The sequence below is a fragment of the Streptomyces sp. NPDC111606 genome, assembly GCF_055656945.1.
Genome location: NZ_JBVKBY010000001.1, coordinates 473,386 through 487,159, shown reverse-complemented (window position 1 = coordinate 487,159; position 13,774 = coordinate 473,386). Strand labels below are relative to the sequence as shown.

The 13,774-nt window shown below is 71.9% G+C and carries 13 protein-coding genes and 1 riboswitch; of the genes, 6 read left to right on the top strand and 7 right to left on the bottom strand.

The annotated features are described in order from the left end of the window. Window positions 1-177: 177 nt before the first annotated feature. Both trpD and ACZ7M7_RS02245 read left to right on the top strand, forming a co-directional pair. On the top strand, window positions 178-1,242 hold the full coding sequence (gene trpD / locus ACZ7M7_RS02250) for an anthranilate phosphoribosyltransferase (RefSeq protein ID WP_472111921.1): 1,065 nt from the start codon (window positions 178-180) through the stop codon (window positions 1,240-1,242). A gap of 85 nt (window positions 1,243-1,327) precedes the next feature. Beyond that, a riboswitch (SAM riboswitch) is annotated at window positions 1,328-1,444 on the top strand. 144 nt (window positions 1,445-1,588) lie between these two features. Continuing rightward, window positions 1,589-2,956, top strand: coding sequence for an aminotransferase class V-fold PLP-dependent enzyme (locus tag ACZ7M7_RS02245; RefSeq protein ID WP_472111918.1), 1,368 nt, complete (start codon window positions 1,589-1,591; stop codon window positions 2,954-2,956). On the opposite strand, the gene ACZ7M7_RS02240 is transcribed toward ACZ7M7_RS02245, so the two are convergent. The 7 genes from ACZ7M7_RS02240 to ACZ7M7_RS02210 all read right to left on the bottom strand — a co-directional run bounded on the left by ACZ7M7_RS02240 (window position 2,911) and on the right by ACZ7M7_RS02210 (window position 9,456). Further along, a complete protein-coding gene (locus ACZ7M7_RS02240; RefSeq protein WP_472111915.1) occupies window positions 2,911-4,104 on the bottom strand; it encodes a glycerate kinase in 1,194 nt (397 codons plus the stop codon). The genes ACZ7M7_RS02245 and ACZ7M7_RS02240 overlap by 46 nt on opposite strands. Window positions 4,105-4,225: 121 nt before the next feature. Further along, a complete protein-coding gene (locus ACZ7M7_RS02235; protein WP_472113865.1) occupies window positions 4,226-5,629 on the bottom strand; it encodes an SLC13 family permease in 1,404 nt (467 codons plus the stop codon). A 63-nt stretch (window positions 5,630-5,692) separates the two neighbouring features. Continuing rightward, a complete protein-coding gene (locus ACZ7M7_RS02230) occupies window positions 5,693-6,355 on the bottom strand; it encodes a response regulator transcription factor (protein ID WP_383596449.1) in 663 nt (220 codons plus the stop codon). Continuing rightward, entirely contained in the window at window positions 6,352-7,797 is a 1,446-nt protein-coding gene (locus tag ACZ7M7_RS02225; protein ID WP_470947684.1) for a sensor histidine kinase, read from the bottom strand. The genes ACZ7M7_RS02230 and ACZ7M7_RS02225 overlap by 4 nt, the downstream gene beginning before the upstream one ends. 238 nt (window positions 7,798-8,035) lie before the next feature. Continuing rightward, on the bottom strand, window positions 8,036-8,329 hold the full coding sequence (locus ACZ7M7_RS02220) for a small secreted hydrophilic protein (protein WP_451169421.1): 294 nt from the start codon (window positions 8,327-8,329) through the stop codon (window positions 8,036-8,038). Between the two features lie 81 nt (window positions 8,330-8,410). Beyond that, window positions 8,411-8,692: an Lrp/AsnC family transcriptional regulator gene (locus ACZ7M7_RS02215; RefSeq protein WP_328428302.1), complete on the bottom strand. Its 282-nt coding sequence runs from the start codon at window positions 8,690-8,692 to the stop codon at window positions 8,411-8,413. Continuing rightward, window positions 8,689-9,456 carry a rhomboid family intramembrane serine protease gene (locus tag ACZ7M7_RS02210; protein ID WP_451169419.1) on the bottom strand — a complete coding sequence of 256 codons (768 nt, stop codon included), beginning with the start codon at window positions 9,454-9,456 and terminating at the stop codon, window positions 8,689-8,691. Before ACZ7M7_RS02210 ends, ACZ7M7_RS02215 begins: the two co-directional genes overlap by 4 nt. Before the next feature lie 165 nt (window positions 9,457-9,621). Between ACZ7M7_RS02210 and ACZ7M7_RS02205 the strand changes: the two genes are divergently transcribed. The 4 genes from ACZ7M7_RS02205 (at window position 9,622) to ACZ7M7_RS02190 (ending at window position 13,731) form a co-directional block, all read left to right on the top strand. Beyond that, window positions 9,622-9,861, top strand: coding sequence for a hypothetical protein (locus tag ACZ7M7_RS02205; protein ID WP_328882184.1), 240 nt, complete (start codon window positions 9,622-9,624; stop codon window positions 9,859-9,861). A gap of 37 nt (window positions 9,862-9,898) precedes the next feature. Then, on the top strand, window positions 9,899-11,242 hold the full coding sequence (locus tag ACZ7M7_RS02200) for an NYN domain-containing protein (protein ID WP_472111909.1): 1,344 nt from the start codon (window positions 9,899-9,901) through the stop codon (window positions 11,240-11,242). Window positions 11,243-11,453: 211 nt separating this feature from the next. Continuing rightward, window positions 11,454-12,488 (top strand): C40 family peptidase, encoded by a 1,035-nt coding sequence (locus ACZ7M7_RS02195; RefSeq protein ID WP_383597650.1) that lies wholly within the window; start codon window positions 11,454-11,456, stop codon window positions 12,486-12,488. Window positions 12,489-12,717: 229 nt separating this feature from the next. Then, window positions 12,718-13,731: a C40 family peptidase gene (locus tag ACZ7M7_RS02190; protein ID WP_451169415.1), complete on the top strand. Its 1,014-nt coding sequence runs from the start codon at window positions 12,718-12,720 to the stop codon at window positions 13,729-13,731. Window positions 13,732-13,774: the final 43 nt, after the last annotated feature.

Below are 13,774 nucleotides of genomic sequence, written 5' to 3'. Positions count from 1 at the left end.
CAGCTACGCCACGGTTGAGGGCCCCGTCCGGTAGTCCGGACGGGGCCCCCGGCCGTGTACGGGGCCCGTCCGGGGTTCGGACGGGGCCCTTCTTCGGGTCTGCGGGCTGGATAGGGTGGACCCGTTGAGACTCACGTCCCGCAGTGCGGGACACCACAACCGACCCAGGAGCGGCTTATGAGCGCTGTGACCCCCGCTGGAGGCGACACCGCGGCGGGCCGTTCCTGGCCCGAGGTACTGAGTGCCCTGCTCGGCGGACAGGACCTGAGCGCCGGCGACACGGCATGGGCGATGGACCGGTTCATGAGCGGCGAGGCCTCGGACGCCCAGATCGCCGGCTTCATGGTGGCCCTGAGAGCCAAGGGCGAGACGGTCGAGGAGATCAACGGTCTCGTCGAGGCGATGTACGCCCACGCGCAGCCCCTGGACATCCCCGGACCGGCCGTCGACATCGTCGGCACGGGCGGGGACCGGGCCAAGACGGTGAACATCTCGACGATGTCCGCCATCGTGATCGCCGGCGCCGGCGCGAAGGTCGTCAAGCACGGCAACCGGGCGTCGTCCTCGGCGAGCGGCTCGTCCGACGTGCTGGAGAAGCTCGGCATCAACCTGGACCTGTCGCCCGAGGGCGTGGCCCGGGTGGTGGACGAGGCCGGGATCACCTTCTGCTTCGCGGCCAAGTTCCACCCCTCGATGCGGTTCGTCGGTGGCGTACGACGGGACCTCGGGATTCCGACCTCGTTCAACCTCCTGGGCCCGCTCACCAACCCCGCCCGGGTCACCGCTTCGGCGGTGGGCTGCTTCGACACCCGGATGGCGGGACTGATCGCCGGCGTGCTGGCCGAGCGCGGGTCGTCCGCGCTGGTGTTCCGGGGCGACGACGGCCTCGACGAGCTGACGACGACCGCCACTTCGCGGGTGTGGGTGGTGCGCGACGGCAAGGTGACCGAGCAGGCCTTCGACCCCCGTGACGTCGGCCTCGAGCTGGTGCCCGTGGAGGCGCTGCGGGGCGCGGACGCGTCGTACAACGCGGAGGTCGCCCGGCGGCTGCTGGACGGTGAGCCGGGGCCGGTGCGGGACGCCGTACTGCTCAACTCGGCGGCGGCGCTGGTGGCGTTGGAGCAGACGGACGCCCCGCTCGCCGAGCAGATCCGGCTCGGGATGGCGAAGGCGGCCCAGTCGATCGACTCGGGGGCGGCCAAGCGGACGCTGGAGCGCTGGGTGGCGGCCAGCAACACCTGAGTTGCGCACGATGTGACGCAGGGCGCAGTCCGGATCCTGGACTGCGCCTTGCGAGCCGAAGATCGTGTGGCAGGATATTGGACCAGGTCATGAGTGACAGTCATGAGGCCCCGGCCGACTGTCCGGCAACCCTCCGTCCGTGGCGGGGTGCCCCGGGTGAAGACCAGGCCGTAGGCAGCGAGGTCTACGGCAAGCGCGGGCCCCTCTCGAAACCAGGGGTCCTGGTCGTTCGAGGGAGTCTTCCGTGAGCAAGCGAATGCGATAGGGCCGCAGAGCCCCGCCTCCGCAGACCCTTTTCTCTTTCCCGCCTGCCGCTCAGTCGGCATGCCCCTCACGGGAGTTCGCCATGTCTGTCTCCACCGCTGCCGCCGACCAGTCCGTTTGTGCCTCCCTGCCCGTTCTGGGCCGTGATGTCACCGTCCCGCTCGTCACCGGCGGCGAGGTGACCTACGCGGCGCTCGACTACGCCGCCAGCGCCCCCGCCCTCCAGCGCGTCTGGGACGACGTCGCCGCCTACGCGCCGTACTACGGCAGCGTCCACCGCGGGGCCGGCTACCTCTCCCAGCTCTCCACCGACCTGTTCGAGAACGCCCGCAGGACGGTCACCGAGTTCCTCGACTGCCGCGCCGACGATCAGCTGATCTTCACCCGGTCCACCACCGACTCGCTGAACCTCCTCGCAGCCGCCCTGCCGGCCGACTGCCAGGTCTTCGTCTTCGAGACCGAGCACCACGCCTCCCTGCTGCCGTGGCGCGATGCCCGCGTCACGTACCTCAACGCGCCCCGCACCCCCCGCCAGGCCGTCGAGACCCTGGAGTGCGCCCTCGCCGACCGCGACCCCTATGGCCCGGCCCTGGTCTGTGTCACCGGCGCCTCGAACGTCACGGGTGAGCTGTGGCCCGTACGGGAGCTCGCGGCCGCCGCCCACGCGCACGGCGCCCGCATCGTGCTCGACGCCGCCCAGCTGGCCCCGCACCACCCGGTGAGCGTGCGTGACCTGGACGTCGACTGGGTCGCCTTCTCCGGCCACAAGCTGTACGCCCCGTTCGGCTCCGGCGTCCTGGCCGGCCGCTCCGACTGGCTGCGCGCGGCGGAGCCGTACCTCGCGGGCGGCGGTGCCTCGCGGAAGGTGTCGCGGCGTGGGGACGGGGGCGTCGACGTGGAGTGGCACGAGAGCGCCGCCCGCCACGAGGCCGGCTCGCCGAACGTCATCGGCGCCTACTCCATCGCCTCCGCCTGCAAGGCGCTCACGGAGGCCGGCTTCGACACGCTCGTCGCCCGTGAGCAGTACCTGATCGAGAAGGTCCGCGCGGGCCTCGCCGAGGTCCCCGAGGTCCGGGTCCTCTCCCTCTTCGGCGACGACGCCCCGCGCGTCGGCGTCATCTCCTTCGTCGTCGAGGGCTGGAACAGCTCCCACTTCGCCGCCGCCCTCTCCGCCGAGTACGGCATCGGGGTGCGGGACGGGCTGTTCTGCGCCCACCCCCTGGTCCGCACCCTGCTGGGCAGCGACCCGCAGACGCAGGGCGAGTGCGGGGCACCGGAGGCCGCGCCGGGCGAGAAGTCCCTGAACGCCATCCGGGTGAGTTTCGGGGCCGGTACGCCGGACGAGCACGTCGAGCGGTTCGTGAACGCCGTGCGGGAGCTCGTGACGGACGGCGCCCGGTGGAACTACCGTACGGAGGACGGGCGTTGCGTGCCGGACACCTCCGCGTGAGCCGGTAGCCGGGCGCCCAGCAGGATCATCCGCAGGGCGCGTTCGGTGGCGTCCGTGAGGAGTTCGGAGGCCCGCACCAGCGCCTCCGCCAGGGCCATCGGGGCCGGCAGGATGCCGCTGTACGCGTCCACGCCCGGCACGTCGTGCGCACCCTCGCCGAGCGTGCCCGCCAGCGCGAGCACCGGGCGGCCGTACAACTTGGCCCGGCGGGCCACCTCGGCCGGGACCTTGCCGCGGGGCGTCTGGTGGTCCAGGGCGCCCTCCGCGGTGACGACCAGGTCGGCGCGGGCGAGGCGGGCGTCGAGGTCGAGGTGGTCGAGCAGCACGTCGAAGCGGGGGAGCAGCCTGGCGCCGAGGGCGGCGAGACCCGCGCCCAGGCCGCCGGACGCTCCGGTACCGGGGCCGTGGTGCAGATCGGTGCCCACGGCCCCCAGATCGCGGGTGAGGACGTCCGCCCAGTTCTCCAGGCCGGCCGACAGATGCTCGACCTGTGCGGGTGTCGCCCCCTTCTGCGGGCCGAAGACGCGGGCCACGCCGCGCTCGCCGCACAGCACGTTGTACGGGTTGCAGGCGACCAGCAGGTCGACGTCCCGCAGGCGCGGGTCCAGGCCGTACGGGTCGATCCTGGCGAGCCGCGTCAACTCACGTCCACCGCGGGGGAGTTCGAAGCCGTCGGCGTCCAGTAGCCGGGCGCCGAGGGCCTGGAGGGCGCCGGCGCCCCCGTCGGACGTACCCGAGTCGCCGCAGCCGACCAGGATGCGTCGTACGCCGGTGTCGAGCGCGGCGCGGATCAGCTCGCCGACGCCGTAGGTCGTCGTGGCGCCCGGGTCGCGCAGGGCGCGCGGGACGAGGGACAGCCCGGCCACCGCGGCCATCTCGACGACCGCGGTGTCCCGGGAGCCGAGCAGGGCGAAGTGCGTGCCGAGCGGTTCGCCGACCGGTCCCGTGGCGGGCAGGGCGACGAGCCGCCCGCCGGTCGCGGCGGCCAGCGCGGTGGCGGTGCCCTCGCCGCCGTCCACGAGCGGGATCAGGTCGATCACGACGTCCGGCAGCACCCGTCGGACGCCGCCCGCGATGGCATCGGCGGCGGCCTGGGCGGACAGGGACTCCTTGAAACCACTGGGGGCTACTACGACTCGGCTCAGCATCGGATCTCCTCAACAGGTCGTCGAGGCTGCAACGCCCCGAGGGGAAGCGCGCCTAGGGGCGCGGGGAACTGCGCGACCAGCCACAACGGCGCCGCAGCCACCGGACGGCGTGACGTGGCACTCACAGTGGAACGCCCAGCAGCGGCCACACCGCCACGGCGAACAGCAGGACGAGGGCGGCCGTCAGCGGGGCCAGGACGGCGGACAGGCGCAGCAGGTCGCGCGGGGTGTAAGTGGGCGTCCCGGGCAGGTCGGAGAAGAGCGTGACCGGTTTTGCGGAGGCCGGGAGGGTGTGGCAGAAACCCGCCGCCGCAGTGGACGCGAGCGCCGCGGCGACCGGATTCACCCCAGCCCCCACCGCCGCCGCGACCACCAGCGGGACCAGGACCGAGGAGCGGGCCGAGCGGGACTGGAGGATCAGGTGGGCCGCCGTGCTGATCGCGATCACCACGGCCAGGAACAGCAGCGGGCTGACGCCCGTGGGCAGCTCGGCCACCAGCCACTTCGCCGCCCCGGAGTCGGCGAGCGCGACGCCCATCGCCATCGTCGCGGCCATGAACAGCAGCAACGACCAGGGGACCGTCTTCAGCGCGTCCCTCAGGTGCACGGTGCCCAGGGCGGGCGAGGCCGCCACCACCGCGCCGATCAGCGCGACGACGGCCGGCGGCACCCGGTGCAGCGGCTCGCTGCACCACAGCACGACGACCGTGCCGAGCAGCAGCGCGCACCGCTTCTCGGCCTGCGACCAGGGGCCGGTGACCGGCTCGTCGCTGTGCTCCTGGATCTGCTCGGGGGTGATGTGCACGGCGCCCTTGCGGTCCGCGCGTCGAGTCGTCGTCAGGAGCACGGCCTCGGCGGCCAGGTGGGACGACGCCACGGCCAGCGGAAGGCCGAGCAGCAGCCACTCGGTGAAGCCGATCCGTTCGCCGGTGGCCTGCCACAGCACCGAGACGGTGATCAGATGCGCGCCTGCGCCGATCAGGGTCGCCACCGCCGACAGCAGGATCACGGTCGGGAACAGCAGCGCCAGCATCACGACCAGCCGCCGCCGGTCGGCCAGCGCCTTGGCGAGCGCCAGGAACACCGGCAGCGCGAGGGCGGCCCGGCCGGACGTGGCCGGCACCGCGAACGCCGTGACGACCAGCGCGGCCGTGGTCAGGTGCACGAGCTGCCGCACCGTGCGCGCCCCGCCGACCAGGAACGCCGCCGCCCGTCCCGCGAGCCCCGTCCGGGTCACCGCGGCCGCCAGCACGAAGGCGCAGATCAGCAGCCACACCGTCGAGTCGCCGAGGGTGCCGAAGAGCGTGTCGCTGCTGATCACCCCGGTCACCGTGAGCGCGAGTCCGGCGCCCAGCGCGATGTAGGTGTCGTCGACCGGTGTGGCGATCCAGGCGCAGGTCGCCAGGGCGAACACCGCGAGGGTGAGGCGGGCGTCGGCGCCGAGGCCCGCGAAGTTGCCGGGCACGGCGAGCAGCGCGCACAGGGAGAGCGCGACGCAGAGGCCGACGCCCAGTCGGAGGTTCAGGGTCACGTCATCCAGGGTTCACCTGGGCCGTTAGCCGTCGATGAGCCCCACATGAAAGGGACTTCACGCAGACAGGCGATACCCCACGCCGCGCACCGTCTCGAAGCGTTCGGCCCCGAGCTTCTTGCGCAGCGCCCGCACGTACACGTCCACGATGTTGGAACCCGGGTCGAAGTCGTAGCCCCACACGTGCGACAGGATCTGCTCGCGGGACAGTACCTGGCCCGGATGCCTCAGGAACAGCTCCAGGAGCACGAACTCACGGGCCGTCAGGTCCACGGTCCGCTCGTCGGCCCGCGCCCGCCGGGTGCGCAGGTCCAGGGTCAGCGAGCCGGACCGCAGCACCGTCACCTCGGGTGCCCGGGCCGCCGTACGCAGCCGCAGACGGACCCGCGCGAGCAGTTCCTCGAAGCGGAACGGCTTGGTCATCCAGTCGTCGGCGCCGCCCTCCAGACCGGCCACCGTGTCCCGTACGGAGTCCCGGGCGGTCAGCACGATCACCGGGGTCGTCACCCGGGCCTCGCGCAGTTCGCGCAGCACGGTGAAGCCGTCCCGGCCGGGCAGGCCGATGTCCAGGACCACCAGATCGAAACTGCCGGTCAGCGCGTACTCGTGGGCGGCATCACCGTCACCGACGACGGTCGTGGTGAAGCCGTTGGAGCGCAGCCCCTTCTGAACGAAGGAGGCGATCCTTTCCTCGTCCTCGACGATGAGAATGCGGTTCACGTGTGTGCCTCTCCCAGTGCCAGTACGAAGGTGGCGCCGCCGCCGTCGGTGTCGCGCAGCCGGACCCGGCCGCCGTGCGCCTCGGCGATCGCCCGGACGATCGACAGGCCGAGCCCGGCTCCGGAGCCGCGGGCGCCCCGGCGGGACGTGCCGCGCCGGAACCGTTCGAAGATCACCTCGCCGTCCTGCGGCTGGACACCGCAACCGGAGTCGGCGACGTACAGCTCGACGCCCGGCCCGTCCGCGCGCGAGCCGATCCGGACGGTCTGCCCGGGCGCGGTGTGCTGCACGGCGTTCTGGGCGAGCTGGACCATCGCCTGGGTGATCCGCTGCGGGTCCAGCTCGGCCTCGACGTCGGCCACCTCGGCGAGCTGCCAGTCCCGTTCGCCGAGGGTGCGGGCCTTGACGTAGACGTCGGCGGTGAGTTCGGCGAGCTGGACCGGCTCGGGCGTGACGAAGTCGGGGCGCTCGGCCTTGGCGAGCAGCAGCAGATCCTCGACGATGCGGCTCATCCGGTCCAGCTCGTCGGTGACCAGGCGTATCGTCTCCTCGCGCTCGGCGGGGTCGTCGCCCATCAGCTCCAGATGGCCGCGCACGATGGTGATCGGCGTGCGCAGCTCATGGCCCGCGTCGTCGACGAACTCGCGCTGGGCGGCGAAGGCGCGCTCCAGCCGGTCGAGCATCGCGTTGAACGTCTCCGCGAGCGCGGCGATGTCGTCGCGCCCGTGCACCGGGATACGGCGGGTGAGGTCCTGCTCGGTGAGCTGCGCCGCCGCGGTGCGCACCAGCCGCACCGGCTTGAGGATCCGCCCGGAGACCGCCCAGCCGATGCCGGTCATCATGAGCAGGGCGACCCCGGAGATGGCGAGCAGGATACGGAACTCCGCGTTCACGGCGGCCTGTTCGCGTCCCGGGTGGAAGGCGACGACGAACGCCGCCTCCGCCTCGCCGCCGGCCCGGGCGACCGTGACCTTGGCCCAGCGGATCTCGCCGGACGCCCGGTGCACGGTGCCGGTGGCGTCGGGCGAGTCGAAGATGCGTCGGCGGGCGTCGGCGTCCTCGTGCAGGGGAACGGCGACGGGGATGTCGCGCGGCTGGATGAACTGTGCCGGGGTCCGGCCCGCCCGGCCCACCAGGCCGATCAGCTCCTCGTCCGGATCGGCGTACTGGCGCACCAGGAATTCGCGCAGCAGCCGGGACGGGTCGGTGAACGGCCGCCCGGTCTCGGGGTCGACGCCCCGCTCCTCGAAGTTCGCGAACTCGCCCGCCTCCTGCGCGAGCAGCCCGTTCACCCGGTGATCGACGTCCCGCAACAGGATCGACCGCGTGGTCGTCGCCACGGACACCAGCCCGACGGCCATGACGAGCAGCAGCCAGAGCAGGATGCGGACCCGCGCGGAGATCCGGCGGCGCACGGGATCGGGGGGTGTCGTCCGGGTCATGGCGACGGCGTGGGGTCCGGTGAGCAGGGGGCGCACCGGGCCGCTGCAGCCGCGCGTCGGGTCGGCCGCGAAGCACCGGGTCCGGGATCGGAAACCCGACCCGGGCGCAACCGTGTCTGCCCCGTCCGTGCACCGGACGCCGTGCGCCCGCCCGTCGGCGCAGACGCCTCCGGCGGGAAGGATCCGAGCCGCGCCGTCGTCACTCGCCGACTCCCTGAAAGCTCTCGACAGGACACCCCTAGCCGTCGTCCCCGGGTTCGCCCCGGTCGTCGTCTCCGGTCTCCCGGTCGGGGCCGTCGTCATCGTCGTCGCCGGTGGGGCCGTCTGTCACCGGGGGCCGGGAGACGACCTCGTCGCTCGGGGTCGGCGAGGGGCGGGACGGGGTCGGTGTGGGGGAGCCGCTGTCCAGCTCCACCTCGGCCGGGACCTTGGGGGACTCCGGGTTGTCGGTGAGGGCGAAGCTGGTCGCCGCGATGCCGAGGGGGATCGCCACGACGGCGGCCAGCGCCGCGATCCGGTGCGAGAAGACCATGCGGCCGATCCTGCGGCCTAGGCCCGGCCCCGAGGATGAGCCCAGGATGAAGAACTCTTCATGATCGGGCCGTGGCCGCTCTCAGCTGTCCAGCCCGATGGCGAACGCGGCCTCGATGTCGTGCTGCGAGTACGTACGGAACGCCACGTGCGTGTCCGTCCCCTCCACCCCGGGGATCTTGCTGATCCGGCCCGGAATGACCTCGGCGAGATCCTCGTGCTCCTTCACCCGCACCATGGCGATCAGGTCGTACGTACCGGTGACCGAGAAGACCTCGGTGACGCTCTCCAGCGAAGCGATCCGCTCCGCGATCTCGGGAATCCGGTCCACGCTGGTCTTGATGAGGACGATCGCGGTGATCACGGCTGGTTCTCTCCCTCGGAGGCCGGAGCTGGGGCGGCCTTCACTCTAGTCGCAGGCCGGAATCGGGCCCACGCGAAGCCGAAGCCCAGGCCGAACCCGACCAGGTGCGCCAGATACGCCACCCCCGGCCCCTGGTCCGCCCGGCCCGCCGCCACCCACTGCAGCGCCACCCAGAAGGGCAGCACGACCCAGGCCGGGAAGCGCAGCGGCAGGAAGAGCAGGAACGGCAGCAGGCTTGTCACCCGCGCCCCGGGGAAGAGGAACAGGAACGCGCCGAGGACCGCAGAGATCGCCCCGGACGCGCCGACCAGGGACTGGGTGGAGTCGTCGTTGGCGGCCGCGTAGCCCAGCAGGGCCAGGTAGCCGCAGCCCAGATAGAAGAGCGTGAACTGGACGCGGCCCATCCGTTCCTCGGTCATCACGCCGAAGACGTAGAGGAAGAGCATGTTGCCGAGCAGGTGCACCCAGCTGCCGTGCACGAACAGCGCTGTCGCGGGGGTGAGGACGGCGCGGGGCGCCCCCTCGAACAGCTCCGCGGGTACGACACCCCAGCGGTGGAAGTAGGCCCGCTGAGCGGCGAGCAGCTCGTCGCCGGAGCCGTACGCCGGATTGAGTCCCGCCGCCGGGCCGATCAGGAAGATCAGGCAGCACAGGACGATCAGCCCGTATGTCACCGGCGCCGAGGACCGCAGGACGGCACGGACCGATCGGCCCGCCCTGCCGAACCGAGTCCCGAAATGCGCCATGCTCCAGTTGCCGATCATGGACACAGAGCATGACGTAACAGGACGCACGCGCACAGACCGCCTCGCCGCCTCGGACGGACGGGCGGTGGGTACCCGCCAGGCCGTAGGGTTACGAGCCACACGCACCGGGGGCCCGGCGCGTCGCGGACAATAGAAGGTCTAGAAGGAAAGAGCACAGTCACGATGACGGTTCCCCTGCCGACCACCACGACGCGGTGGCGCTGCACCCTCTGCGGCAACCTCACGCGCTTCGACGTGACGCGCTCGTCGAAGGTCGTGGAGTACGTCCACCTCGATCTGGCCGGTGAGCCCAAGGTCGAGGAGCGCGAGGTGCTCAGTGAGACCATCGAGTCGGTGCGCTGCCGCTGGTGCAACGCCGTGGACAAGGTGGAACTCGTGGACAGGCCGGGCGCCGACTCCTGACGGGAGCGGCCCCCGCACAGGCATTGGGGTGTGACGGATGGTGGAGACACAAGGCGGGGGGCCGGACGACGGCGCCGCTGAGGTGCTCGACCGTCCGCTGCCCGACGGTGTACGGCGCAAGGTCGTGCAGATCGTGTCCGACGGGTTCGGCGGACTGACCGTCGGTGAACTGCCCGCGCAGCTGAGGCAGTACGCCAGATTCGCGCCGAACCGCCGGGCCAAGTTCGCCGGCAACGCCATGGCGGCGGCGCTGGAGACCGATCCGCTGTTCCGGCAGCGCATCGGGGAGAAGTTCAGAGAGGCCCAGCCGGAACTCGCCGGCGCCCTCGACGCCGGCTCGGCGCCCCCGGCCGCGGACCCGCTGGACGTGGCGGCCGCGGCCTATGTTCTGCGGCCCACCGGCTGGGTCAAGCTGGTCACCGCGGCCGGCGAGGAGGCCCAGCGGGCCGACGCCGAGCGCGCCGACGAGGAGAGCCGCGCCGAGTTGGAGCGGCTGCGCGAGGAGCTCGCCCACGCCCGTGAGCACACCCGGCACGAGACCGAGCGGCTGCGTACCGAGCTGGACGCGGCGAAGAAGGAAGCCGAATCGCTTCACCGAAAGCTGCGCTCGGCCCTCAGTGACGTCAAGCGCGGCGAGGCCGCCCTGCGCAAGGTGCACGGCGAGATCGAGACCGTGCGCGCCGAGGGACACGCCCAGGTCTCCGCGGCCGAGAGCGAGACCCGGCGCCTCAAGGCGCGGCTCGGGGAGGCCGAGGCCGCCCTGGAGGCCACGCGCAGGGCCGCACGCGAGGGGCGCAGCGTCGAGGACATGCGCGTACGGCTGCTTCTGGACACGCTGCTGGACTCCGCCCAAGGGCTGCGCCGGGAGCTGGCGTTGCCGCCGGTCTCCGTACGGCCCGCCGAGACCGTGGACGCGGTCGAACCGGGACGAATGACCCCGAAGGACATCGCCGCCCGGGCCCTGTCCGAGAACGACCCCGCGATCCTCGACCAGCTCCTCGCCCTGCCCCAGGCGCACTTGGTGGTCGACGGCTACAACGTCACCAAGACCGGCTATCCCCAGATGCCCCTGGAGAAGCAGCGGCTCAGGCTGCTCGGCCAGCTCTCGCAGCTCGCCGCGCAGACCGGCGCCGAGGTGACCTGCGTCTTCGACGGGGCCGAGCTGGCCGCGCCGGTGCTGCTCGCGCCGCCGCGCGGGGTGCGGGTGCTGTTCTCCAAACCGGGTGTCACCGCCGACGAGTTGATCCGCCAGCTGGTGCGCGCCGAGCCGCCGGGCCGTCCGGTCATCGTCGCCTCGACCGACCGTGAGGTGGCGGACGGGGTGGCCCGGGCCGGAGCGCGGCCGGTGGCTTCTGCGGTGCTTCTCAAGCGGCTGTCCTGATAAGGCCAACGTACGGACGCAATGCCCGAATTGGCGTCAATTCCGCGCGACGTAGCGTCAAGCCTGCGTCACGTGATGTGAGTTGTGTGTAAAGAATGACCGGTGTGACGAGAATTTTCGTGTGAGGATTTGATCTGATCACAACTGGGTCACTAGGGTCTGGCCTCGAACCTCCGAGCGGGTGATCACTCAGAAGAAGGGTTTCACCTCCGTGGCGTCCCACCGTCGACCCAAGCAGCCCAGCCGAGCACGTGTGACTGTGCTGACCACCGCTGCCGCTGCTGCCGTGGCCATCAGCGCGCAGGCCGCCAACGCGGCCCCCAGCGAGAAGCCGAGCAAGGACGAGGTCAAGGCCAAGGTCGACAAGCTCTACGAGGAGGCCGAGCAGGCCACCGAGAAGTACAACGGCGCCAAGGAGAAGCAGGAGAAGCTCCAGAAGGAGATCTCCACGATCCAGGACAACGTCGCCCGCGGCCAGGAAGAGCTCAACGAGCTGCGCGACAGCATGGGCCTCGCGGCCGCCGCCCAGTACCGAACCGGCAGCATCGACTCCTCCGTCCAGCTGTTCCTGTCGTCCGACCCGGACGACTACCTGGACAAGGCGTCCACCATGGATCAGCTGAGCGCCCAGCAGGTCGACTCGCTGAAGAAGATCCAGGACAAGCAGCGCGACCTCTCCCAGCAGCGTGCCGAGGCGTCCGACAAGCTCAAGGACCTCGCCTCCACCCGTACCGAACTGGGCAACAAGAAGAAGCAGGTCCAGGGCAAGCTCGCCGAGGCGCAGAAGCTGCTCAACAGCCTGACGGCCGCCGAGAAGGCCGCCCTCGCCGCCGAGGAGCAGCGCGCCAGCCGCGACGCCGCCGACCGCGTGGACCTCGGCAACACCGGTTCCGCCTCCGGCCGGGCCATGGCCGCCTTCCAGGCCGCCCAGAGCAAGATCGGCTCACCGTACGTCTACGGCGCCTCCGGCCCGTCCTCCTTCGACTGCTCGGGCCTGACCTCCTGGGCCTTCGCCCAGGCCGGCGTCTCCATCCCGCGCATCTCGCAGGATCAGGCCAACGCCGGCAGCAGGATCTACTCGCAGAGCCAGCTCAAGGTCGGCGACCTGGTCATCTTCTACGGCGACCTGCACCACGTCGGCTTCTACGCGGGCAACGGCCAGGTGCTGCACGCCCCGCGCAGCGGCACGGTCGTCCGCTACGAGTCGATCAACAACATGCCGTTCCAGTTCGGCGTCCGGATCTGACCCCGGCCGAACACTCGCAAGATCAACACCACGTGCCGCCCGAACGGGCGAATCACGACAACATTCGCTGACCCCGCGCCCCGCCCATGACCTGCGTCAGAGGCGGGGCGTCACTTTGTATGCCCGCGCGGGTCGTTGGTCGTCACCCCGACACGGAGCTACTGTCTGCCGCGTTTCCCCGCTCGCCGGGGAAGGTCCTTGTCCGCCAGCGGAAGGAGAGCGGCTTCCCGTGGGGTCCCATCGCCGCTTTGCACCGACCGGGTTCGACCGGGGCGCCGGAGCAGCGCTCTGCGTCATGTCAGCCGCCGCCACGGCCCTCGGGGTCGTCCCGGCCTCGGCCGCGCCACAAGACGACACCCGGGCCAAGGTGGACCGCCTCTACGAGGAGGCCGAGAAGGCCACCGAGGCCTACAACAGGTCCGACGAGCGCGCCGACAAGCTCCGCAAGCAGGTGACCGACGCGCAGGACCGGATCGCCCGGCAGCAGGAGGACATCAACTCCAAGCGGGACGCGCTCGGTTCGCTGGCCGGTGCCCAGTACCGGTCCGGCGGCCTCGACCCGTCCCTCGCGCTGCTGCTCTCCAACGACCCGGCCGACTACCTCGACAAGGCCGCCCGCATCGCGCGGCTCAGCGCCCACCAGGCCGGTGAGCTCAAGGAGCTCCAGGACGCCATGCGCGAACTCGCCCAGGAACGCTCCGAGGCGACCGGGAAACTCGTCGAGCTGGAGAAGAGCCGCAAGGCCGTCGCCGCCCACAAGCGGACCGTCGAGCGCAAACTCGCCCAGGCCCGCAAGCTGCTGAACTCCCTCACCGCGGCCGACCGTGCCGCCTACGACCGCGCCTCCCGCGCCGGGCGCGCCGGCATGCCCGACTTCGGGAGCCTCGTCGCCCCCTCGGGCCGCGCCGCGGCCGCCGTCGCCGCCGCCCACTCGGCGCTGGGCAGGCCGTACGTCTGGGGCGCCAACGGTCCCTCCGGCTTCGACTGTTCGGGACTGATCCAGTGGTCGTACGCCCAGGCCGGCGTCGGCCTGCCGCGGACCTCGCAGGGGCAGCGGTACGCCGGCCGGCAGGTCCCGCTCTCCGAGGCCCGGCCCGGCGACGTGGTCACCTACCGGGGCGACGCCAGCCACGTCGGGATGTACGTGGGCAACGGCCAGGTGATCCACGCGCCCTACCCCGGCGCCCCCGTGCGCTACGACCCGGTGGGCATGATGCCCGGGGCGACGGTCACCCGGGTCTGACGCGGGGCCGAGGCCGCTGCGACGCGGGTCTGACCTTCGTGCC